The following is a 21,603-nucleotide window of genomic DNA, read 5'->3' as shown; positions in this document are numbered from 1 at the left end:
GGTGCCTGACCCGCGGCTCAGCCGCCTCATGCTCGGGGTCACCCTGTTCCGGCCGGGTCCGGAACAGGTGGAGCGCCTGTGCGCCCTGGCCTCGGCCGGCTTCGCGGCGGTGATCGCCTTCGACAATGGCGGCCTCCCCGCCGGGGCGGCGGAGCGCCTCGCCCGGGCCGGCGTCACGCTGCTGTCGGAGGGGACGAATCTCGGCATCGCCGAGGCGCTCAACCGGATCGCCGCGGCCGCCCAGGCCGCGGGCGCCGGGGCCCTCCTCCTCCTCGACCAGGATGCCGAACCGCCCGGAGATCTCGCCGCCGCGCTGCTGACGGCCCAGGACCGGCTGCGGGCGGCCGGGATCCCGGCGGCGGTGGTGGGCCCGGCCCCGGCCCCGGCGCCCGGCCACAAGGCGCCCGCCTACCCGCCCCGTCCCGGCGCGCCGGGGCATGGCGACCTCGCCCCGGTGCAGTTCCTGGCGACTTCGGGCTCGCTCGTCGACCTCGCCGCCTTCGCCCGGGTCGGGCCCTTCCGCGGCGACTTCTTCATCGACGGGGTCGAGCTCGAATGGTGCTTTCGCGCCTGGAGCCTCGGCTACAGCTGCTACCAGACCCGCGCCGTCGCGATCCCGCACCGCGTCGGCGGCGGGACGATCCGCGCCTTCGGGATCGCGATGCCGCGCCAGCCCCTGTTCCGCATGGGGACCTATCTGCGCAACGCGATCTACGCGTGGCGGCTGCCGCACGTGCCGCTGCGCTGGAAGCTCGCCCAGGCCGCCTACCTGCCGCTCCAGGCCGGGCTGTACTGGGCGGATTCGGGCTGGCGGCCCGCCGTGCTGCTCAGGCTCCTCGCGGCCGCCCGCGATGGCGCCCTCGGGCGCCTCGGGCCGCCCCGGGATCTGCCCAGAGATGAGCCGAGAGATCTGCCGTGACCGACCGCCCTGCCCTCGACGTGGTGATCGTCAACTGGAACGGCGGCGGGCTGCTGCGCGCCTGCCTCACGAGCCTCGCGGCCGCGCAGGACGCCGCGGCCGTGCAGGTCACCGTGGTGGACAACGCCTCGACGGACGGCTCCATCGAGACCCTGCCCGCCCTGCCCCGCCCGCTCCGGCTGATCCGGAACGCCACGAATCTCGGCTTCGGCCGGGCCTGCGACCAGGGCGCCGCCGCCGGCGACGCCCCCGCGATCCTGTTCCTCAACCCGGACACGCAGGTCGCGCCCGACGCGCTCGGCGTGGCTCTGGCCGCGCTGATGGCCGACCCGCGGACCGGGATCGTCGGCGCGCGCCTCGTCGAACCCGACGGGCGGACCGCGCGCTCCTGCGCCCGGACCCCCTCGGCGCTGGGCCTCCTCGGCCGCGCCCTGGCGCTGGACCGCCTCGGCCTCCTGCGGCCGCACTTCCTCCTCGAATGGGACCATGCCGCGGACCGCGCCGTCGACCAGGTGATGGGCGCCTTCCTGATGATCCGCCGCGACCTGTTCCGGATGCTCGGCGGCTTCGACCCGCGCTTCTTCGTCTACTGGGAGGATGCCGACCTCTGCGCCCGAACCCGGGCGGCGGGCTTTTCCGTGCGGCACGTGGCCGGGGCGGTCGCCCGCCATCTCGGCCAGGGCACGACCCGGCAGGTGCGGGCGCGGCGGCTGTTCTACTTCCTGCGCAGCCAGATCCTCTATGCCGGCAAGCACCACGGCGTCGCCGCGGCCCTCGCCCTGACGGCGGCGAGCTTCGGCGCGCAGGTGCCCCTGCGGCTCGCCCTGGCCCTCGCCCGCCGCTCCCCCGGGGAGGCCGCGGAGGTCCTGCGGGCGGCGGGCCTCCTGGCCGCGGCGCTGCCGGGGCTCGTGCCGGACCTCCTGGGGTCCGCGCGCGCGCGGGCCGCCGGCTGAGCGGGCCGGCTGAGCGGGATGGCGATGCCGCACGCGACCCGAAGCGCCCTCCGCGCATCCCCGCTCACATCCGCCGTCACATCCGCCTGCCGCCTCATCGGCCGGGCCGGGGCCGCGGCGCCGCACCGGATGCGGCCGTGAACCTGACCTTCGCCGGGGACGGCCGGTTCTGGGCCTGCGCCTTCCTGGGCCTCGGCCTCCCGGTCTGCCTCGCGCTGGCGTGGGTCGGTCAGCCCGGCGAGACCCCGTCCGCCCTCGATGCCTTCGTCCGGCTCGCCCGCATCGCCGCGTTCCTGAGCCTGGGTGTCGCCGCCCTGGCCGTGGCGACCCGGGGACGGGCCGCGCTGTTCGCGCTGCTGTGCTGGCCGGCCTCCCTCGCGGCCGCCTCCGGTCCGGACGGGCTCGTCCTCGCGCTGGCGGCCCTCGCCGCCGCGCTGCTCAGCCCCCGGCCGATGACGGGCCGGTACAGGCCGGCGCGCCTCGCCGGAGCGACGCTGGCGATCGCCCTGGTGGTGCTGGCGCGGCCGGCCTGCGCCCCCCTCGCCGGGATGCTGCTGGTGCCGTTCCCGCCGCCGGGACGGCTTGCCCGCACCTGCCGGGAGCGGCTGCCCCTCGCCGCACTCGCCCTCTTGCCGGCCCTTCTGCCGGCCCTTCTGCCGGCCCTCTCGGCTGCGAGCCTCGGGACGCCGCACCCCGCCGGAGCCGGGCACGGGCCCATGGCCCTGCCCGTCCCGCTGCCCGGTTTCCTCTCCGGGCTCTGGGCCGTCGCGCTGCTGGTGCCGCTGGTCGCGCTGCGGCGCGGCCCCCTGCCCCCGCGGGCGGAGCGGCTGTGGCTCTCGGGGGGCGCGCTGCTCGGCCTCTGGCTGATGGTCGGGGCGCAGGCCCTCGCTCCGGCGGGCGGCCCCGGCGGGCTGCAGATCCGAGACCTCCTGCCGCTGGCGCCGATGCCGATTCTGGCCTTCGCCCGGGGGCGGATCGGCACCGCGGCGGCCCTGCGCTGGCCGGCCCTGCTCGTGGTGCTGGCCGCCGCTCTCGACGCGGTGGCGCTGCCGATGATCGCGCTGCGGCTGTAGGAGAAACGCTCAGTCCCGGTCGAGGAAGTCCAAGAGTGCCCGGTTGAACGCCTCGGGCCGGGTGACGCTGTGGGCGTGGCCGCCGTCGGGGGCGAGGGCGAGCCGGGCCTTGGGCAGCGCCGCCGCCAGCCGCTCGGACCGCGTGTAGGGCACCAGCACGTCGTCCCGGGCCGCCATCACCAGGGTCTCGTGGCCGATCGATCCGAGACGCTCCGCCACCGTGAAGCGCTCCAGGGCGGCGATGCGCGCCAGCACGGTCTCGGCGCCTGGGAAATGCGCCAGCGCCTGCGCCTCGTCGCGGGCGACGCGCTCGGCCTGCGCGGAGAGCCAGGGCGCCGGGTACAGGAAGATCGCCTGGGCCCGCACGAAGGCCTCCGGGCCGCCCCCCGCCAGGATCGCCCGGCGGGCCGCGAAGCAGCGGCGCGTGGCCGGGTCCAGGGCATCCCAGCCGTTGATCACCACGATCCGCCCGACCCGGTCGGGCGCGTCCAGCGCCATCTGGAGGGCGATCAGGCCGCCCAGGGCGTGGCCGACCACGTCCGCCCGATCGATCCCGGCTTCGTCCAGCACCGCGCACGCGTCCCGCGCCATGGCGGGGATGTCGTGGTCCGGCCCGAGGGGGCCGGGCGAGCGCCCGGTGCCGCGATGGTCGTAGGTGACGACCCGGAACCGCGCGGTCAGGGCCGCCATCTGCGGCGCGAAATAGCCGGCCCCGCCGCCGAGCCCCGGCGAGAGCAGCACCGGCCGCCCGTCCGCCGGGCCCGCCACCGCGTGATGGAGGGAGGCCGCCCCCGCCGCGCGCCTGGCCATCAGCGGCCGATATGGGCGACGGAGGCGATCTCCACGCGGGCCTCGGGCTTCACGAGGCCGCACTGAATGCAGTAGCGCGCCGGTTTCTCGCCCGGAAAATACTCCGCGTAGACGGCGTTGATCGCCGCATAGTCGGCCCAGTCCGCCAGGAAGACGTGGTTGAAGGTGACGTCGGCCATCGTGCCGCCCGCGGCCTCCACCACACCCTTGATGGTCTCCAGCACGTGGCGGGTCTGGGCCGCCGCATCGCCGACATGGACCACCTGGGCATCCGCATCCAGCGGCAGCGTGCCCGAGACGTACAGGACCCCGTCGGCCAGCGTGCCCGGCACGTAGGGGGCCAGCGGCTTGCCGGTTCCCGGCGGTATCACGACCTGCTTGGGCATTCCCCTGCGCCTCCCGCACGCGACCTGTCGGCCGGCCCTTGCAGGCTGCGCGGGAGGCCGCAGCGCGGCGGCGTTCGGGCACCCTGCCGGTCACCGGCCGGATGCGCGATGCACTTATCCGGCCAGGTCGACGCCGGCAGCGTCAACCGCAGCGGGTGAAGGCGCCCCGAGGGCCCTCTCGAAGGCGGGGACGTCCGAGACCCAGCCGAAGAAGGTCTCGATATTGGCGAGCGCCGCGTGGTGCAGGCTCTCCGGCCCGGCCTGGTGCGTGGCGTCGGCCAGCACGATCCCGAAATACTCCCGGTGGAACCCGTCCCGCAGGGTCGACTCGACGCAGACGTTGGTGGCGATGCCGGTGAAGACCAGCGTGGTCACGCCCCGGGCCCGCAGGGTGCTGTCGAGGGGCGTGTTGTAGAAACCGCTGTAGCGCGGCTTGCCCATCACGATGTCGCCGGGCTCCGGCCTCAGGGCGTCCACCAGCGCGTAGTCCCAGGATCCCTTGGCGAGAAGCTGCGTGTTCGCTTCAGGATTCCGGCGCATCGTCTTGAGGGCGTTGGATTTGTGCCAGTTCGGCGAGCCCGGGCCTCCGGCCTCGACATAGGCCGGGTCCCAGCCGTTCTGGAACCACAGGACCGGAATGCCGGCGGCCCGGGCCGCCGCCACCGCCCGGGCGATCCGGGCGATCACCGGGCCCGTGCCCGACACGTCGAAGCCGGCCCGGTCGAGGTAGCCGCCCGGGCTGGCATAGGCGTTCTGGACGTCCACGACGATCAGGACCGTGGTCGCTGGATCGAAGGCGATCGGCTCCGGGCGGGCCGGCAGGATGACGCCGCCGTGGCGGCCGTTCGGGTCGCGATATCCGGCGGGGGCGTCCATCAGGCCACCTCGGGCAGCGGCGCCGCCGTCACGTGCCGGCGCGACCGCATCAGCGGCTGGATCCGCGTCCCGAACGCGTCGAGGCCCTTGAGGAAGTCGTCGAAGACCAGCAGCACGCCCTCCACCCCGTCGATGGTCATGACGGCGTCGAGCATCGCGGCCACGCCGGCGTAGCTGCCCACCAGGGTGCCCATGTTGAGGTTCACCGCCGAGGCCGGGTCGGCGAGCTGGCGCACGTTGGTGTCGCCGCCGGACTTGGTGTCGGCCGCGCCCTGGAGGCCGAGCCACGCGATCGCCTCGGAATCCGCACCCGCCTTGTAGTGCGCCCAGGTGGCCATCGCCGCCTCGTCGGTCTCGTCGGCGATGATCATGAACAGGGCGAAGGCCGTCACCCGCCGCCCGGTCCGCGCGCTGGCTTCCGCCAGCTTCTCCACCACGGGGGCGAAGGCGGTCGGCGTGTTGAGCCCCTTCCCCAAGCAGAAATTGTAGTCCGCGTACTGGGCCGTGAAGGCCAGGCCGGCGCCGCTCTGGCCGGCGCAGATGATCTTCATGGGGGCCTGCGGACGGGGGCTCAGCCGGCAATCGTTCATCTGGAAGAACGTGCCCTTGCGGTCGCTGACACCCGTCTCCCACAGATCGCGCAGAATCTGAGCATACTCCGCTAAATAGTCGTAACGCTTGGCAAAATACTCATCCCCGGGCCAGAGGCCCATCTGGTCGTATTCCGGCTTCTGCCAGCCGGTGATGAGGTTCAGGCCGAAGCGCCCGTCCGAGATCGAGTCGATGGTCGCGGCCATGCGGGCGACGATGGCGGGCGGCAGGCACAGAGTCGCCGCGGTGGCGAACAGCCGGATCCGGGTGGTGACGGCGGCGAGCCCCGCCATCAGGGTGAAGGATTCGAGGTTGTGGTCCCAGAACTCGGTCCTGCCGCCGAAGCCGCGCAGCTTGATCATCGACAGGGCGAAGTCGAGGCCGTAGCCCTCCGCCTTCAGGGTGACCGCCTTGTTGAGCGCGAAGCTCGGGCGGTACTGCGGGGCGTTCTCCGAGAGCAGCCAGCCGTTGTTGCCGATCGGAATGAACACCCCGACGCTCATGGCCGGCCCGGCTCCGGGCGCCGGCCCCGCTCCGGGCACCGGCCCGGCTCCACGGTCCGGAGCGGCCGCGTCCGGGATCGCGTCCAAGGGCGGCCTGGTTCGGGGGCCGGCGCGATCGTCCGCATGGCTCTGCATCATCGTCCCACGCTCCGTCCGGTCGGTTCCGCCGGAACCGAGTCGACGCGCGGAGGCTCGCAAAACCGCGGCGGAGGGTCAAACCCGCGGCGCCCGTGCGGCGCGAAAATGCCTATCTTTCCAGCGGCTTGAACAACTGAGGCGCGATGTCTGCTCAACCCGTGCGCGCGTCCCGTCCGGCCGCGCCGACCCGCCGAGACAAGCTTTCGTGCGGCAAGATTACCGGCGATGTCGGGCATCGATTGCCGTCGACGGAGCGGAGACCATCTTCACACGACAATGATAAATCTCGATCCGACCCTGCCGGAGTGACATCGATGCGCGTGTGGCCCGTCCTGCTCCTCGTCCTCGGCCTCGCGGGACCGGCGGTGGCCGACGAGGCGGCGCGCGCGGCGGCCCGGGCGGTGATCGCCAAGCAGGAGCAGGCGCTGGGCCGCGACGACGCGCAGACCGCCTACGAGCAGGCCGCGCCGGGGATCCGGGACCTGTTCCCGAATGCCGACCTGTTCATCGGCATGGTCCGGAACCAGTATCGTCCGGTCTACCGCCACCGCAGCTTCGTGTTCGGCGAGGCGCGGGACACGGACGAGGCGGGCGTGGTCCAGTCGGTGGCGATCCAGGACGAGTACGGCATCGACTGGACGGCCGAGTACAGCCTCGCCCGGGACGCGGACGGGCAGTGGCGCATCACCGGCTGCCGCCTGGTCAAGGCACCCGGCGCGCGCGCCTGAGGGGTGCCCGCCACCGTCGCGGCGGGCACGGGCCTGTCGGCCTCAGGGCCGGAACGCCGCGAGCCTGTCGAGCATCTGCAGGGCGACGTCGGCGCAGGCCTTCGTCGAATCGTCGTCGGCGCATTTCACGTCGAGGCGCGCGTCGCCGCGCTCCAGCACGATATGGGCGGCCCGCGACGGCGGTGGCGGCGGCGGCGGAGGTGGCGGCGGGGGCCCGTCGGGCCCGGGGCCGCGTCTCGGGTCGCCGGGCGGCGGCGGCGGGGTGGCGCGCCGGCCTCGGGGCCGGGCCGCGGGCCGCCGGGCGGCGGCGGTGGGGCCTGCGCGAAGGCGGCGGTGCCGCACAGCAGCGCCGCGGCACCCGCGAGGGCGATGAGTCGGGTCATGTCGGCTCTCTCCGAGGCTCGATCCGCCCCGCCGGCTGGGGCGCCACGGGGTGCGCCGGCTCTAGGGCGTGCCCGGGAAACCGGCCCTGAACCGGCCCGTTCAGCCCCGGTTAAAGGCCGGGCCCCCCGGGCGGACCGGCCGCGTCGTCCGGAGCTTTCGACAGGCCCGCCCGCATCGTGTAGAGGGAGCGCCTTCCCTCGGAGGACCCTGTGCTCCACGTCTCGACTCGCGGCGCGGCCGCGCCGCTCTCCTTCTCGGACGCGCTCCTGGCGGGCTTGGCCCGCGACGGCGGGCTCTACGTGCCGCAGACCTGGCCGCAGATCGGCCGTCCGGAGATCGCCGCCCTGGCGGGCCGCCCCTACGCGGAGGCCGCCAAGTGCGTACTGCGCCCGCTGATCGACGGCGACGTCGCCGGTCCGGACCTCGACCGGATGATCGACGCGGCCTACGCGACGTTCCGCCACCCGGCGGTCTGCCCGCTGACCCAGCTCGACGACAACCTGTTCCTGCTGGAGCTCTTCCACGGGCCGACGCTCGCCTTCAAGGACGTGGCGATGCAGCTGCTCGGGCGGCTCATGGACCACGTGCTGACCCAGCGCGGCGCCCGTGCCACCATCGTGGGCGCGACCTCGGGCGATACCGGCTCGGCCGCCGTGGAGGCCTTCGGCGGCCTCGACCGGGTCGACGTGTTCATCCTCTACCCGCACGGGCGGGTCTCGGAGGTCCAGCGGCGGCAGATGACCTCGGTGCCGGCGCAGAACGTCCACGCGCTGGCCGTCGACGGCACGTTCGACGATTGCCAGAACCTCGTCAAAGCCCTGTTCCAGCACGCCGATTTCGCCGACGCGGTGCGGCTGTCTGGCGTCAACTCGATCAATTGGGCCCGGGTCGCCGCGCAGGCGGTCTACTACTTCACCAGCGCGGTGGCGCTGGGCTCGCCGCACCGCCCGGTCTCCTTCGCGGTGCCCACCGGCAATTTCGGCGACGTGCTCGCCGGCTGGGTCGCCAAGCAGATGGGCCTGCCGGTCGGGCGGCTGATGATCGGCACCAACGCCAACGACATCCTGGTGCGCACCCTGGAGCACGGCGCCTACGAGCTGCGCGGCGTGGTGCCCACCACCTCGCCCTCCATGGACATCCAGATCTCGTCGAACTTCGAGCGCCTGCTGTTCGAGGCGCTGGGGCGCGATTCCTCCTCTCTGTCGCGGCTGATGGCGGGGCTGAAGCAGTCCGGCGGGTTCTCGCTGAGCCCCGAGGTTCTCGCCACGGTCCGCTCGGACTTCGACGCCGTCGCGGTGCCGGAGCCTGACGTGATGGAAGAAATCGCCCTGACCCAGGCTGCCACCGGGGTGGTGCTCGACCCCCACAGCGCCATCGGCGTGCGGGCCGGGCGGCGGCTCCTGGAGCAGGATCCGGCGACCCCCGTGGTGGCGCTCGCCACCGCGCATCCCGCCAAATTCCCGGACGCGGTCGCCAAGGCCACGGGCGGCCTGCGCCCCGCCCTGCCCCCGCACCTCGCCGACCTGATGGACCGGCCCGAGCGCCTGACCCGGGTGGCCAACGACCAGGCCGCTCTGGAGACGCTCATCCGCGAGCGCGCCCGCATCACGAGGGGGGCGTGAGCTTGGCGCGAGTCGCGCGACGAGCCCCCTCTCCCGAGCGGGAGAGGGTTGGGGTGAGGGTCGAGAACCGTCCGGAGAGGTCGCACCCCTCACCCTGTCCCTCTCCCGCACGGGAGAGGGGACCCGCGCCGCATCCGGCACCCCGCGCGACGACGAGCCGTCGATGAACCAGCACTTCTCCACGCACGCCGCCTCGCCGTCCCTGCGCACCACGCGGCTCGACAACGGCGTCACGGTGGTCACCGAGCCGATGCCCGGGGTCGCCACCGCCAGCCTCGGCGTCTGGGTCGGGGCCGGCTCGCGCAACGAGCGCGCCGACGAGGCCGGCCTGTCCCACCTCATCGAGCACATGGCGTTCAAGGGGACGCGGACGCGCTCGGCGCAGAAGATCGCCGAGGAGATCGAGAATGTCGGCGGCGAGATCAACGCCGCCACCTCCACGGAGGGGACGAGCTACACCGCCCGGGTCCTGGGCGAGGATGCCGGCCTCGCCCTGGACGTGATCGGCGACATCCTCACCGATTCGGTGTTCGACGCGGGCGAGCTCGCCCGGGAGAAGGGCGTGATCCTGCAGGAATACGCCGCCGTCGAGGACACCCCCGACGACGTGGTCTACGACGCGTTCACGGAGGCCGCCTTCCCGGACCAGCCGGTCGGCCGGCCGATCCTCGGGCGGCCCGAGACGATCCGGAGCTTCGACGAGGCCGGCATCCGCGCCTATCTCGACCGGGAATACACGCCGGACCGCATCGTCGTCGCCGGCGCCGGGGCCGTGACCCACGAGGCGATCGTGGCGGCGGCCGAGCGCCATTTCGGGGGGCGGCCCGCCAAATCCGCCCCCGCCTCCGTGCCGGGCGTCTACGGCGGCGGCGAGCGGCGGATGCCGCGCAAGCTCGAGCAGGCCAACGTGGTGATCGGCCTGCCGGGCCTCTCCTTCCGGGACGACCGCTACTACGCGCTGCACATGTTCGCGCAGGTGCTGGGCGGCGGCCTGACCTCGCGGCTCTGGCAGGAGGTGCGCGAGACCCGCGGCCTCGCCTACGAGATCCAGGCCTTCCACTGGCCCTTCTCGGATTGCGGCCTGTTCGGGATCGGCGCCGGCACCGCCGGGGCGGACCTGCCCGAACTCGTCGACGTGACGCTGGCGGCCACCGCCCGGGCGGCCCGCGACCTCGACGCCGTCGAGATCGCCCGCGCCAAGGCGCAGCTCAAGGTCTCGCTGCTCTCGGCGCTGGAGACGCCGGGCGGGCGCATCGAGCGCAACGCCCGCCAGATCCTGGCCTGGGGCCGGGTGATCCCCGCCGGAGAGGTGATCGACAAGGTCGACGCCGTCACGGTGGCGGATGTCCGGGCCGCGGCGGCCGCGATGCTGCAGGGCACGCCGACGCTGGCGGCGATCGGCCCGATCCGCAAGCTGCCCGCCCTCGACAAGATCGCGGGTGCGCTCCGGGCGGCCTGAGAGGCGGTCGGATCTCCGCGAACAGGGATCCGGCTCCCCCGCAGCCCGAGGCGCCCGCCGACGCGGGCACCGCAGGCTGCGGGCGCGCGGGGGATGGACCGGTTCCGAGACGCTCAGAATCCTGCCGCGGAGCCGCCCCCCGCCCCGCCCAACTTGATTTGGCCGCAAAGGGGCGCGATCCGCGGGCGGTGGACCGGCCCCGGGGCGACCTTGCCCCAGGTGAGGCCCACCCCTATCGATCAAGGCCGCCCGGGCGGCTGACGCCGAACCTCGCACGGCCGGAAGTCAAGACACCCTTGCGCATCCTCGCCCTCCTCCTGTCCCTGGTCGGCGGTCTCGTCGGTGCCCTCGCGCTGGGGGGGCCGGCCCGGGCCGTGGAAGCGGTCCGCGTCACCCTCGACGCGCCGGTGATCGACCTGACCACCGCGATCGAGCGCTACCGCTCCGACGGCGACCTGATCCAGATCTCCACGGCGCCCGGCAAGGACGGCATCGTCCGCCGCATCGTCGTGAAGGCCCGCGACGCCGGCGCGCGGCCCGACTGGATCGTGTTCGCGCTCACCAACGACACCGACGAGCAGATCGACCGCATCCTCGTCGCCCCGCATTTCCGGCTGGTGGATTCCGGGGTGATCTGGCCCGATCTCGGCGGCTCGCGGATCGCCGCCATCACGGCGAGCCAGGGCATCCGCCCGGAGCGCGACGAGAACCCGGAAGCCGACCAGTTCACCATCACGCTGGATCCCGGCGCCACCGTCACCTACGTGGCCGAACTGCGCGGCTCCAACGTCCCCCAGCTCCGCCTCTGGGACCAGGACGCCTACCGCCGGAAGGCCGCAGGCCTGACCCTCTACAAGGGCATCATCATCGGGATCAGCGGCCTGCTGGCCCTGTTCCTGACCATCGTGTTCGTGGTCAAGGGCGCGATCATCTTCCCGGCCGCCGCCGCGCTCGCGTGGTCGGTGCTCGCCTATGCCTGCATCGATTTCGGCTTCCTGCAGCGGGTCTTCCCGGTCACCGAACTGGCCGAGCGGGTCTACCGGGCCTCCGCGGAGGCGGTGCTCGGGGCGACGCTGCTGGTCTTCCTGTTCGCCTATCTCAACCTCGCCCGCTGGCACGTGCGCTACAGCCATGTGGCGTTCTTCTGGCTCGCCTTCCTGGCCGGCCTCGTGGGGCTCGCGGTGTTCGACCCGCCGGTGGCGGCGGGCGTGGCCCGGATCTCCATCGCGGCGGTGGCCGGCATCGGCCTGCTGCTGATCGTCTACCTCGCCGCCCATAACGGCTACGACCGCGCCATCCTGCTGGTGCCGACCTGGCTGCTCCTCGTCGTCTGGGTGACGGCGGCGGGCTTCGCGGTCACCGGCCAGATCGGCAGCGACCTCGTGCAGCCGGCGCTGATCGGCGGCCTCGTGCTGATCGTGATGCTGATCGGCTTCACGGTGCTCCAGCACGCCTTCGCGGGGGGCGGGCTCAGCCACGCCCTCGTGTCCGACACGGAGCGGCGTGCGCTGGCGCTGACCGGCGCCGGCGACGTGGTGTTCGACTGGGACGTGCCCGCCGACCGGGTCTTCGTCGGCCCCGAGATCGAGGGCCAGCTCGGCCTCGCCCGGGGGACGCTGGAGGGGCCGGCCACCAACTGGCTCGGCGCGCTCCACCCCTTCGACGTGGAGCGCTACTCGGCGGCCCTCGACACGGTGATCGAGGAGCGGCGTGGCCGCATCGTCCACGATTTCCGCCTGCGCTCGGAGGCCGGCGCGTTCTTCTGGTACCGGCTGAAGGCGCGGCCCGTGATCGGCGCCGACGGCGAGGTGATTCGGGTGGTCGGCACCATCGCGGACGTCACCGAGGTGAAGACCGCCGAGGAGCGCCTGCTCCACGACGCCGTGCACGACAGCCTCACCGGCCTGCCGAACCGCGAATTGTTCGGCGACCGGCTCGATGCGGCGCTCGCCTTCGCCGGCCAGGACCAGCGCCTCAAGCCCACCGTGATCGTGCTCGACGTCGACCGGTTCAAGGGCATCAACGACGCCATCGGCCTGTCGGCCGGCGATTCGATCCTGCTGACCCTGTCGCGCCGGCTCGGCCGGCTGCTGCGGCCGCAGGACACCCTGGCCCGGGTCGCGGGCGACGAGTTCGCGGTGATCCTCCTGTCGGAGCGCGACCCCGACCGGATCCTGGCCTTCGCCGAGATGATCCGCCGGGCGATCGCCACGCCGATCACCTACGCGGACCGGGAGATCTTTCTGACCGTCTCGATCGGGCTCGCCCTCTACGAGGCCGGCGCCAACCTGAAGCGCGACGAGGTGTTCAAGAGCGCCGAGATCGCCATGATCCAGGCCAAGCGCAACGGCGGCGACCGCATCGAGGTGTTCCGCGCCCATATGCGCACCGACCGCTCCGACCGGCTGATGCTGGAGAGCGACCTGCGCAAGGCGATCGAGCGCAACGAATTGCGGGTGCTGTTCCTGCCGGTGGTCCGCCTCGAGGACCGCACGGTGGCGGGGTTCGAGACCGTCCTGCGCTGGGACCATCCGAAGCTCGGCCGCATCCCGGCCTCGACCTTCATGCCGCTCGCCGAGGAGAGCGGCTTCGTGGTCAATCTCGGCATCTTCGCCCTGGAGCGCACCGCGCTGGAACTCGCCGCCTGGCAGCGCTCCCTGGAGGTCGAGCCGCCGATCTTCGCGGCTTGCAACCTGTCCTCGCGCCAGCTCCTGCGCCACGACCTCCTGCACGACGTGAAGACCGTGCTGGCCCGCTCCGGGGCCCTGCCCGGCTCGCTCAAGCTGGAATTCAGCGAGAGCCTCGTGATGGAGAATCCGGAATACGCCGCGCAGATGCTGGCCCGGATCCACGACCTCGGCGCCGGCCTGTGCCTGTCGGATTTCGGCACCGGCTACTCGGCGCTCTCCTATCTCCAGCGCTTCCCCTTCGACACGATCAAGGTCGACGCGACCTTCGTGCGCCAGATCGGCACCGGGCAGACCGCGATCCTGCGCTCCATCGTCCGCATGGCGAGCGAGTTGAACCTCGCCATCGTGGCGGAGGGCTGCGAATCGGAAGCCGACGCCCAGGCGCTGGCCGGGCTCGGCTGCGAATACGCGCTGGGCCCCGCCTTCGGCGAGCCGATGACCATGCTGCAGGCCCGCCAGATCGTCGGCGCGGCGCCTGAGGCGGCCTGAGATCCCTCCTGCGGGGCCGACAGGTGTGCTGCCGGCCACCGACACCATCGCGGCCGGGGATGCGATGACTCCGGACCACGTCAGGCTCGTGCGGGACGGCTTCGCGAAGGTGCGGCCCATGGCCGGGACGGCCGACCTGCCCTGAGGCCGCCTGTTCGAGGTCGCCCCGCAGGCGCATCGCATCCCCGCGGACAGGACTGAGCAGACGCTGACGCCGACGGCCATGCTCGGGCCGGCGGGGGGCCCGCCCGAACCATCCGGAGACCGCGGCGCCGGCGCTCCAGGCTTCGGACGCAAGGCCCGTGGCCTACGGCACGCAGGACGCCCCCTGCGCGCCGGTGGGCGCGGCCCTGCCGTGGCCCCTGGAACAGGGCCTCGGCGCGGACTTCACCCCGGAGGTCCGGGGGGCCCGGACCGAGACCGACGCGCTGGCCGCCCGCGCGATTCAGCAGGCGGACGCGGCCTGAAGGCCGAAACGGCGAAAGCCGCCGATCGGCTTAAGCCACCCTTAACCATGTTCGACCAAGCTCCTGTGGATGGACGGGCCCTTCAGCGCCCGGGAAGGGGATGGTCGGATGGCCGAGGCGGCACGGCGTTACCAGCAGGCAGGGGGCTCCGACCTCGTGCGCCGCCTGATGGCCCGGCCGGTCCGGCTGGAGCAGCAGGCCCGGACCCGGATGCCGCTCCGCGATCCCCGCCATGCCGATCCATCCCCCGAGGCCTTCGACGATCCGTCGGATGCGCTGGACGAGGCCGACGAGATCGCCCGCCTCGAGACCGAGCTGCAGGTGATGAAGGCGGTGCTCCGGGCCCAGCGGCAGGAGGTCGAGTCGCTGCGGGCGCAGCGCCAGCTCCTCACCGACTCGGCCCCGACCGACGATGTCCGCGCGACCCGCGAGCGCTGGGCGGCCCTGGTCGACTCGCTCCTGATCCGCGCCCGCTGATCCGTCACAAGCGCATGCGGGGGAGAGCCATGGGGGCGCGCTGCTCGCTCGTCGTCAACGGTCGGTCGGTGCGTGTCTCGACCGGCGATACGCCGCTGGAGGCCGCGCTGGCCGAGGGCATGATCGCCCCGCTCCAGGCGCAGCCCGGCAACCTGCTCGCCGGCCAGGGCCTCGCTCAGGGCAGCGCCGCACCGTCCGGTCGCCGTCATCCGGCCCGCCGGGCCAGGGCCGAGGCCCTGCGCCCGGCCCTCCCCGGCGCCCCGATCCAGGGCCAGGAGGCGGCGGCGCCGCCGCCCGTGGCCGTCCGCAAGGGCACGGTCACGGAAATCCGCCGGCTCAGCCCCGGAATCCTCGAGGTCGTCGCGACCCTGACCCGGCGCCCCACCGGCGAGCCGGGCCACCAGGCGCTGGTGACCTTCGCGGGGCTGCCCACCCTGACGCTGTCCCCGACCCTGCGGGTCGACGGCACGACCGAGATCAACGACGTGGTGTTCCACGTCGCCCGCGACCCCGAGGGCGATCCCCTCGACGCGCTCCGCCTCGACCAGCCGGTGCGCCTCAAGGGGCCGGTCGGCCGGGGGCAGTACCGCCCCGGGGGCGGGCGCCTCGTGCTGGTGGCGGCCGGCGCCGGCTTCGGCGCGATCTGGGCGATCGCCCGGGCGGCCCGCTACGTCGAGCCCGCCCGCGAGATGGCCCTGGCCGTCGGCGCCCGCGACGCCCTGGACCTCTACATGCGCGAGAGCCTGGACTGGCTGCGCCGCACCGGCGTCGGCCGGATCGTGCTCTGCGCCGATCGCGGCCGCCAGCGGCCGCCGGACGTGCGCTCCGGCCCGCTCAGCGCCCACCTGCCGAGCCTGCGCGCCACCGACGTGGTCCACGTGGCGGGCGACGTCTCGACGGTCGGCGCCGTGCAGGTGCTCGCCGCCGCGGTGGGCGCCCGCTGCTACCCGATCGTGATCGACTGACCGCCGTCGCCTCGACGCGGCGGCGTCCGGCTGCTACCGGCGCCGGGCCGGCCGCACGGGGCCGATCCTGAGCCCGATCCGAGCCCCGATGGTCCGCGTCCTCTGCCTCGGCTACAGCGTCACGGAGCTGCCGGGCTATGTCGAGCGGGCCAACGCCCTGGCCGAGGCCGAGGGGCGTCCGGTCACCTTCCTCCGCAGCGGCTGGGGCGGCCATTCCCTGCCCTCCATCGCCGCCCTGATCGACGAGATCCTCGACGCGCTCCCCTGCGACGGCGTCCTCCTCGAGCTGTTCACCGGCAACGTCCGCTACTTCGACGGCGCGACGATGCGGGCCTATCTCGACGACATCCTCGCGGCGACCGCCCGGCGGGACCTGCCCGTCGCCTTCCTCAACCTCCACCAGGGCGGCGTCGACTACGCGGCCGAGCCCGTCGCCGGCCTGCTGGCGGAGTACCGCGCCCTCTACGGGATCCCCTATCTCGACATCGCCGCCCCGGTGGCGGCCGCGGGCGCGGGCGACATCACCTACCTCCTGACGGATGCGACCCACGTCACGCCGGTGGGCGCCGACCTCTACGGCACCCTGGTCTACAGCTTCCTGCGCGCGCCGCCCCCGGGCCGCGCCTATATCGACCGGTTCCGGACCCTGCCGGGCCGGTTCGAGGCCGTGCCGCTGCGCGCCCTCCCCGGTCTGACCTGCGGGTTCGCCCTGCGCCGCAACGGCATCCCGCTGGACTTCCTGGAGATTCCCGAGGGCACCCGCGTCACCGTCCCCCTCGGGCGGTCCCGCGACGTGATCGGTCTCCTCGTGACCTACGGCCCCCAGGCGGGCACGCTGACGGTCCAGGACCCGGCGAAGGGACGGGGGCACGATCTCGTCGCCTACGACGAGTTCTCCTACTACACGCGCTCGATGTTCCGCAGCGTCACCCTCCCGGCGGCGCGCGCGCTGACGATCGCGCAATCGGCGGAGCGGCCGGACATCGCTCTGCGCAAGGGCGCGCCGGATCCGGGCCCGCGGATCGGGCGCGTGTCGCATGTCGTCTGCCGGCGCAGGCTGAGCCTCGCCCAGCGCGCCGCGCGCCTGCTGCACCGGCTGCGGCGCGGCCTGCGCCGCCTCGGACCGCGGGTCGGCCTCGTCCGCGGGGCCTGAGATTCCGGCCCGGGCCGGGCGCGAAGGGGACGCCGGGCCTCACGGCGCCCGCCCGCGCCCGCCGGCGAGACCGCTCCATCCCCGACCCGGATCGGCCAGGCTCTCCCGGACGCGCGCCCACACCGCTCGATCGGTTCAATGGCTCTGATGTATTTCTTCGATATTATCAGTATTTGCATATGAATAAATATTCGTTTCATTCTTCGAGTGATCTGTCGTCGCCAGATGATCGTGGCAGCGCGTGGATCTCTGCCGCGGTCTTGTGCTAAGGGATATTTTGAGTTCATGAGGGGATCGGACGATATGCGATTTCTACGGAATGCGAGCCTGCATGTAAAAATGTCGTTGCCCATCGGTTTCTTGGTGATCGTCACTGCGGGGGTCGTATTTTATTCGATTTCAGGTCTCAAATATATGGAGGAAAGGAATAGATATCTGGTAGATTATTATTTCGCCAGGCTCGAGATATTCGCGAAAGTTCGCGAAAAATTCGTCGATGCCGCGCTCATGAATCGCAATTTGATCATCGGCCGACCGGAAGGGGACCTCCCGCTCTTTCGCAGGCGCTTCGACGAGGACGTCAAGGCCGTGGCCGACAGCATCGAGACGCTGGCCGAGGGCTCGCGGCGCGAGGAGATCGCGGCGATGCAGCGCCAGATCGGGGCGATCGCCCGGGACTATTTCGACCTGCTCGACCGCTCCAACTACCTCGCCCTCCGGAACGACCGGTCTGCGGCGATCCAGGTCGGCGTCGTCGCGAGCCGTGAGGTCCGGGCGCAGTTCGACAAGGCGGCCCAGGATTACGAGGCGCAGGCGACGGCCCGCCTCCGCGAGGCGAGGCGCGCGTCCCGGCAGGAGGCCGAGCAGGCGCGGACGGTCCTGATCGGCTCCGCCCTGGCGGGCCTGCTCGCCGCCTTGAGCCTTTCCGCGGTGATCGTCGTCTTCGGCGCGACGCGGCCGCTGCAGCGCCTCGTCGCCGTCCTGCGGCGCATGGCGCAGGGCGACGTCGAGGCCGCGATCGTCGAGGCGCAGCGCGGCGACGAGATCGGGATGGTCGGGCGGGCGGTCGAGGCGATCAGGACCATGGTCGCCCGCAACGCCGCCGCGGAGGCCGAGCGCCGACGGCGGGCGGACGCCGAAGCCGCCGCCGTGCGCAAGGAGGCCACGATGGACCTCGCTCGGACCTTCGAGGAGGCGGTGGCCAGGATCGTCGAGCAGGTCTCGTCGGCCGCGGGAGAACTGGAGGGCACCGCCCACCAGATGACGACGACCGCCCAGGAGACGGCCAGCCAGTCCGGCGCGGTGGCGGCGGCGGCCGAGGCGGCGGCGGCCAACATCAACGCGGTGGCGGCCTCGACCGAGCGGCTCGGCAGCGCCATCCAGGCGATCGGCCATCAGGCGAGCGGCTCGTCCGACCTCGCGCAGCAGGCGGTCGGCGAGGCCGACCAGACCGCCGGCCTCGTGGCCGAACTGCAGCAGGCGGCCTCCGAGATCGGCGACGTGGTGCGGCTGATCGCGTCCGTCGCCGAGCAGACCAACCTGCTCGCGCTCAACGCGACCATCGAGGCGGCGCGCGCCGGCGAGGCCGGGCGCGGCTTCGCGGTCGTGGCGGCCGAGGTGAAGGCCCTGGCCGAGAAGACCGCCAAGGCGACCGACGGGATCGCCGCCCAGATCGGCCGGATCCAGGGCGTGACCGGTTCCGCGGTCGGCGCGATCGGCGGGATCATCGACCGGATCCGCGAGATCAACGGCGTGGCGATCGCGATCGCGGCGGCCGTGGAGGAGCAGGGCGCGGCGACCCAGGAGATCGTGCGCAACATCGCCCACGCGACCCGGGGTGCCACGGCGGTGACCGGCACCATCGTCGGGGTGGTCGAGGCCTCGGAGCGCACGGGCGTGGCGGCCGATCACGTGCTCGCGGCCGCCACGGCCCTGTCACGCCAGTCGGAGCGGCTGTCGGCGGAGATGGACCGCTTCCTGGTCGGCGTTCGCGCCGCCTGAGGGCCGGAGCCTTCCGGAGCGGGCGGGCCCCGCGCCGACCCGCTTCCGCATGGGAGCGGGTCGGGCGGCCGACGGCTCAGCCCAGGCGGACCCGCCAGATCTCCTCGGCGTATTCGCGCATCGCCCGGTCGGAGGAGAACCACGCCATGCGGGCGGTGTTGCGGATCGCCTTCGCCCACCAGCCGCGCGGATCGCGCCATGCGGCGTCGATGGCGCGCTGTACCCGCCAGTAATCGTCGAAATCGGCGGTGAGCAGGTACTGGTCGCGCCGGCGCAGGTCGTCGGTGAGCGGCCGGAACCGGCCCGGCTCCTCCGGCGAGAACCGCCCCGCGGCGATCATGTCGAGGGCCGCCGCAAGCCGCGGCGAGGCCTGGATCGCCTTGGCCGCGTAGTCCGGCTCGGCCTGCCGGGCCTTCACCCCGTCGGCCTCCAGGCCGAAGATGAAGATGTTGTCCGCCCCGACATGGTCGCGGATCTCGATGTTGGCGCCGTCGAGGGTGCCCACCGTGAGCGCGCCGTTGAGGGCGAACTTCATGTTGCCGGTGCCCGAGGCCTCCAGCCCAGCGGTGGAGATCTGCTCCGACAGGTCGGCGGCCGGGATGATCGCCTCGGCAAGGCTCACCGAGTAGTTCGGCAGGAACACCACCTTCAGCCGGCCCGCGACCTCGGGATCGTCGTTGACCGCCTTGGCGACGTCGCAGGCGAGCTTGATGATCAGCTTGGCCTGGACGTAGCTCGGCGCCGCCTTGCCGGCGAAGATCTTCACCCGGGGCGTCCAGTCCCGGTGCGGCTCGGCCTTGATCGCCTGATAGAGCGCTACGGTCTCGAGGATGTTGAGAAGCTGGCGCTTGTACTCGTGGATGCGCTTGACCTGTACGTCGAACAGCGCGGCCGGATCGACGTCGATGCCGGTGCGCTCGGCGATGAGGTCGGCCAGGGCCTCCTTGCGCTCCCGGCGCACGGCCGCGTAGCGCGCCACGAAGACTGGGTCCTCGGCATGGGCTTCCAGGCCCCGCAGCAGCTCGGGATTGTCCAGCACGCCGGCGCCCACCGTCTCCACGGCGAGCCGGGTGAGGCCGGGATTGGCGTTGTGGAACCAGCGGCGGAAGGTGATGCCGTTGGTCTTGTTGACGATCTTGTCCGTGTCGAGGGCGTGCAGGTCGGAGAAGACCGTCGAGCGCATCAGGTCGGTGTGGAGCGCCGAGACGCCGTTGACCCGGCGCGCGCCGTGGAAGGCGAGATGCCCCATGCGCACCCGCCGCCCGTGCGACTCGTCGATCAGCGAGATCGAGGCGAGGTAGGCGGCGTTGTCGGAGGCGGTGTCCTGGCGGGCGTGCTTGGCCTGCTCCTCCAGATGCATCCAGTTGATCAGGTAGATGATCTGCATGTGGCGCGGCAGCAGCCGCTCCATCAGCTCCACCGGCCAGGTCTCCAGCGCCTCGGGCAGGAGGGTGTGGTTCGTGTAGTGCAGCGTGTGCGTGGTGACGTGCCACGCATCCTCCCAGGAGAGGCCGTGCGCGTCGATCAGGATGCGCATCAGCTCCGGCACCGCGATGGCCGGGTGCGTGTCGTTGAGCTGGATCGCGGCGTGGTCCGGCAGGGACCGGACGTCGCCGCGCTCGGCCACGTGGCGGGCCACGAGATCCTGGATCGAGGCCGCGGTGAAGAAGTATTCCTGGCGCAGGCGCAACTCCTGGCCCTCGGCCGAGGAATCGCTCGGATAGAGCACCCGGGAGATCGCCTCGGCGCGCATCCGCGCCGCCACCGCGCCGACATGGTCGCCGCCGTTGAACCGGGCGAGGTCCACGGGCTCGCCGGCCTCGGCCTTCCACAGGCGCAGGGCGTTGACGTGGCGCCCGCGCCAGCCGACCACCGGCACGTCGTGGGCCACCGCCCGCACGGTCTCGGCCGGCTGCCAGTGCCGCCGGATCACCCCCTCCTCCGCGGAGGACATGGTCACGGTGCCGCCGAAGCCGATGGCATAGGTCGCCTCGGGCCGGGCGAATTCCCAGGGATTGCCCTCGGCGAGCCAGGTCTCCGGCGCCTCGCGCTGCCAGCCGTCCTCGAAGGACTGGCGGAACAGGCCGTGGTCGTAGCGGATCCCGTAGCCCATGGCCGGGATGCCGATGCTCGCCATGCTCTCCATGAAGCAGGCGGCCAGCCGCCCGAGGCCGCCATTGCCCAGAGCCGCGTCGGGCTCGGCTTCCTGCACGGCGTCGAGGTCGACCCCGAGTTCCCGCAGGGCGGCGCGGGTGGTCTCGGTCAGGCCCAGGTTGTTCATCGCGTCCGACATCAGCCGGCCGATGAGGAATTCCAGCGACAGATAGTAGACGCGCTTGTTCGGCACGCTGCGCTCGGCGGCCAGGGCGGCCGCCACGATTCGCTCGCGCAGGGCCAGGGCGGTCGCCGCGAACCAGTCGCGCGGGCGTGCGGTCTCGGGCGTGCGGCCCAGCGCGAAGGTGAGCTTGGCGCGGATCGACTCCCGCAGGTCGACCCCCGCGTCACCACTTGCGGACAGCACCGGGGCGGTCCAGGAGCCTGCGGCCGGGGCCTCGGGAGCGCGCTCGTCGCGCGCGACATCTTGTGGCACAGGCCGGGTCAGAACATCGTTCAACACGTGCGGGTCCCCCAAAGTCGTCGCCCCGGATTCTAGCGCCGGGGGTATCGTGGGCGGATTATCTCTTTTGATGGATTGCCGCCGCATGAACGGACGGACGATCCGTGCCCCGAAGCATCCGACGATGCGGTCGGCTTCCGGCGAAGTCGTGGCAGCGCCGCTCGATCGGAGCCCGCGGGTACGCTGAGAGACATATGGCGCGGCGGCGTGACATTCCAGGCACAGATCTGCGCGACGGCGCTGCGCGAAGGTCATGCACGCCGGCGATGCGGCTCACGGTCATGCCCGGGACGCGGTTCTCG

At 72.8% G+C, this 21,603-nt stretch carries 17 protein-coding genes; 12 read left to right on the top strand and 5 right to left on the bottom strand.

Annotation, left to right across the window (positions count from 1 at the left end):
• Position 1: 1 nt before the first annotated feature.
• The 3 genes from A3862_RS23400 (at position 2) to A3862_RS23390 (ending at position 2,945) form a co-directional block, all read left to right on the top strand.
• Complete coding sequence (locus tag A3862_RS23400) at positions 2-919, top strand: glycosyltransferase family 2 protein (RefSeq protein ID WP_236961463.1); 918 nt, start codon at positions 2-4, stop codon at positions 917-919.
• Complete coding sequence (locus A3862_RS23395; protein ID WP_043756730.1) at positions 916-1,872, top strand: glycosyltransferase family 2 protein; 957 nt, start codon at positions 916-918, stop codon at positions 1,870-1,872. The genes A3862_RS23400 and A3862_RS23395 overlap by 4 nt, the downstream gene beginning before the upstream one ends.
• Before the next feature lie 137 nt (positions 1,873-2,009).
• Positions 2,010-2,945 carry a hypothetical protein gene (locus A3862_RS23390; RefSeq protein WP_043756732.1) on the top strand — a complete coding sequence of 312 codons (936 nt, stop codon included), beginning with the start codon at positions 2,010-2,012 and terminating at the stop codon, positions 2,943-2,945.
• A 9-nt stretch (positions 2,946-2,954) separates the two neighbouring features.
• Here A3862_RS23390 and rutD read toward each other — a convergent pair whose 3' ends face one another.
• The 4 genes from rutD to rutA form a co-directional block, all read right to left on the bottom strand.
• On the bottom strand, positions 2,955-3,755 hold the full coding sequence (gene rutD / locus A3862_RS23385; RefSeq protein ID WP_043379757.1) for a pyrimidine utilization protein D: 801 nt from the start codon (positions 3,753-3,755) through the stop codon (positions 2,955-2,957).
• Positions 3,755-4,141 carry a pyrimidine utilization protein C gene (gene rutC / locus A3862_RS23380; protein ID WP_043756735.1) on the bottom strand — a complete coding sequence of 129 codons (387 nt, stop codon included), beginning with the start codon at positions 4,139-4,141 and terminating at the stop codon, positions 3,755-3,757. Before rutC ends, rutD begins: the two co-directional genes overlap by 1 nt.
• Before the next feature lie 114 nt (positions 4,142-4,255).
• On the bottom strand, positions 4,256-5,017 hold the full coding sequence (gene rutB / locus A3862_RS23375; protein ID WP_043379752.1) for a pyrimidine utilization protein B: 762 nt from the start codon (positions 5,015-5,017) through the stop codon (positions 4,256-4,258).
• Positions 5,017-6,111, bottom strand: a complete 1,095-nt coding sequence (gene rutA / locus A3862_RS23370) for a pyrimidine utilization protein A (protein ID WP_043756738.1) — start codon at positions 6,109-6,111, stop codon at positions 5,017-5,019. Before rutA ends, rutB begins: the two co-directional genes overlap by 1 nt.
• Positions 6,112-6,563: 452 nt before the next feature.
• Between rutA and A3862_RS23365 the strand changes: the two genes are divergently transcribed.
• The 9 genes from A3862_RS23365 (at position 6,564) to A3862_RS23320 (ending at position 18,684) form a co-directional block, all read left to right on the top strand.
• Complete coding sequence (locus tag A3862_RS23365) at positions 6,564-6,977, top strand: DUF4864 domain-containing protein (RefSeq protein WP_043352578.1); 414 nt, start codon at positions 6,564-6,566, stop codon at positions 6,975-6,977.
• Between the two features lie 593 nt (positions 6,978-7,570).
• A complete protein-coding gene (thrC, locus tag A3862_RS23355; RefSeq protein WP_043379743.1) occupies positions 7,571-8,983 on the top strand; it encodes a threonine synthase in 1,413 nt (470 codons plus the stop codon).
• A 163-nt stretch (positions 8,984-9,146) separates the two neighbouring features.
• On the top strand, positions 9,147-10,442 hold the full coding sequence (locus A3862_RS23350) for a M16 family metallopeptidase (RefSeq protein ID WP_043379741.1): 1,296 nt from the start codon (positions 9,147-9,149) through the stop codon (positions 10,440-10,442).
• 302 nt (positions 10,443-10,744) lie between these two features.
• Positions 10,745-13,621, top strand: coding sequence for an EAL domain-containing protein (locus tag A3862_RS23345; RefSeq protein ID WP_236952982.1), 2,877 nt, complete (start codon positions 10,745-10,747; stop codon positions 13,619-13,621).
• 302 nt (positions 13,622-13,923) lie between these two features.
• Complete coding sequence (locus tag A3862_RS32155; RefSeq protein ID WP_236961462.1) at positions 13,924-14,088, top strand: hypothetical protein; 165 nt, start codon at positions 13,924-13,926, stop codon at positions 14,086-14,088.
• Between the two features lie 108 nt (positions 14,089-14,196).
• A complete protein-coding gene (locus A3862_RS23335; RefSeq protein ID WP_043352571.1) occupies positions 14,197-14,565 on the top strand; it encodes a hypothetical protein in 369 nt (122 codons plus the stop codon).
• 29 nt (positions 14,566-14,594) lie between these two features.
• Entirely contained in the window at positions 14,595-15,530 is a 936-nt protein-coding gene (locus A3862_RS23330; RefSeq protein ID WP_085987674.1) for a ferredoxin--NAD(+) reductase, read from the top strand.
• Between the two features lie 88 nt (positions 15,531-15,618).
• Positions 15,619-16,683, top strand: a complete 1,065-nt coding sequence (locus A3862_RS23325) for a hypothetical protein (RefSeq protein WP_111474025.1) — start codon at positions 15,619-15,621, stop codon at positions 16,681-16,683.
• A 285-nt stretch (positions 16,684-16,968) separates the two neighbouring features.
• Positions 16,969-18,684, top strand: coding sequence for a methyl-accepting chemotaxis protein (locus A3862_RS23320; protein ID WP_236961461.1), 1,716 nt, complete (start codon positions 16,969-16,971; stop codon positions 18,682-18,684).
• Between the two features lie 76 nt (positions 18,685-18,760).
• Here the strand turns inward: A3862_RS23320 and A3862_RS23315 are convergent, their stop codons facing one another.
• Positions 18,761-21,301, bottom strand: coding sequence for a glycogen/starch/alpha-glucan phosphorylase (locus tag A3862_RS23315; RefSeq protein ID WP_075381880.1), 2,541 nt, complete (start codon positions 21,299-21,301; stop codon positions 18,761-18,763).
• Between the last annotated feature and the right edge of the window lie 302 nt (positions 21,302-21,603).

This window comes from Methylobacterium sp. XJLW (assembly GCF_003254375.1).
In the GTDB taxonomy this organism is placed as follows: Bacteria; Pseudomonadota; Alphaproteobacteria; order Rhizobiales; family Beijerinckiaceae; genus Methylobacterium; species Methylobacterium fujisawaense.
The sequence above is the reverse complement of the archived record's forward strand: the minus strand, read 5'-3'. Positions and strand labels throughout refer to the sequence as shown.

Bases quoted from the DNA above. Each gene is read 5' to 3' on its own strand.
- A3862_RS23365 (WP_043352578.1), top strand. From the start codon at position 6,564: ATGCGCGTGTGGCCCGTCCTGCTCCTCGTCCTCGGCCTCGCGGGACCG.
- A3862_RS23325 (WP_111474025.1), top strand. From the start codon at position 15,619: ATGGTCCGCGTCCTCTGCCTCGGCTACAGCGTCACGGAGCTGCCGGGC.
- A3862_RS23335 (WP_043352571.1), top strand. From the start codon at position 14,197: ATGGCCGAGGCGGCACGGCGTTACCAGCAGGCAGGGGGCTCCGACCTC.
- rutD (WP_043379757.1), bottom strand. From the start codon at position 3,755: ATGGCCAGGCGCGCGGCGGGGGCGGCCTCCCTCCATCACGCGGTGGCG.
- rutA (WP_043756738.1), bottom strand. From the start codon at position 6,111: ATGAGCGTCGGGGTGTTCATTCCGATCGGCAACAACGGCTGGCTGCTC.
- A3862_RS23330 (WP_085987674.1), top strand. From the start codon at position 14,595: ATGGGGGCGCGCTGCTCGCTCGTCGTCAACGGTCGGTCGGTGCGTGTC.
- rutB (WP_043379752.1), bottom strand. From the start codon at position 5,017: ATGGACGCCCCCGCCGGATATCGCGACCCGAACGGCCGCCACGGCGGC.
- rutC (WP_043756735.1), bottom strand. From the start codon at position 4,141: ATGCCCAAGCAGGTCGTGATACCGCCGGGAACCGGCAAGCCGCTGGCC.
- A3862_RS23350 (WP_043379741.1), top strand. From the start codon at position 9,147: ATGAACCAGCACTTCTCCACGCACGCCGCCTCGCCGTCCCTGCGCACC.
- A3862_RS23320 (WP_236961461.1), top strand. From the start codon at position 16,969: ATGAGGGGATCGGACGATATGCGATTTCTACGGAATGCGAGCCTGCAT.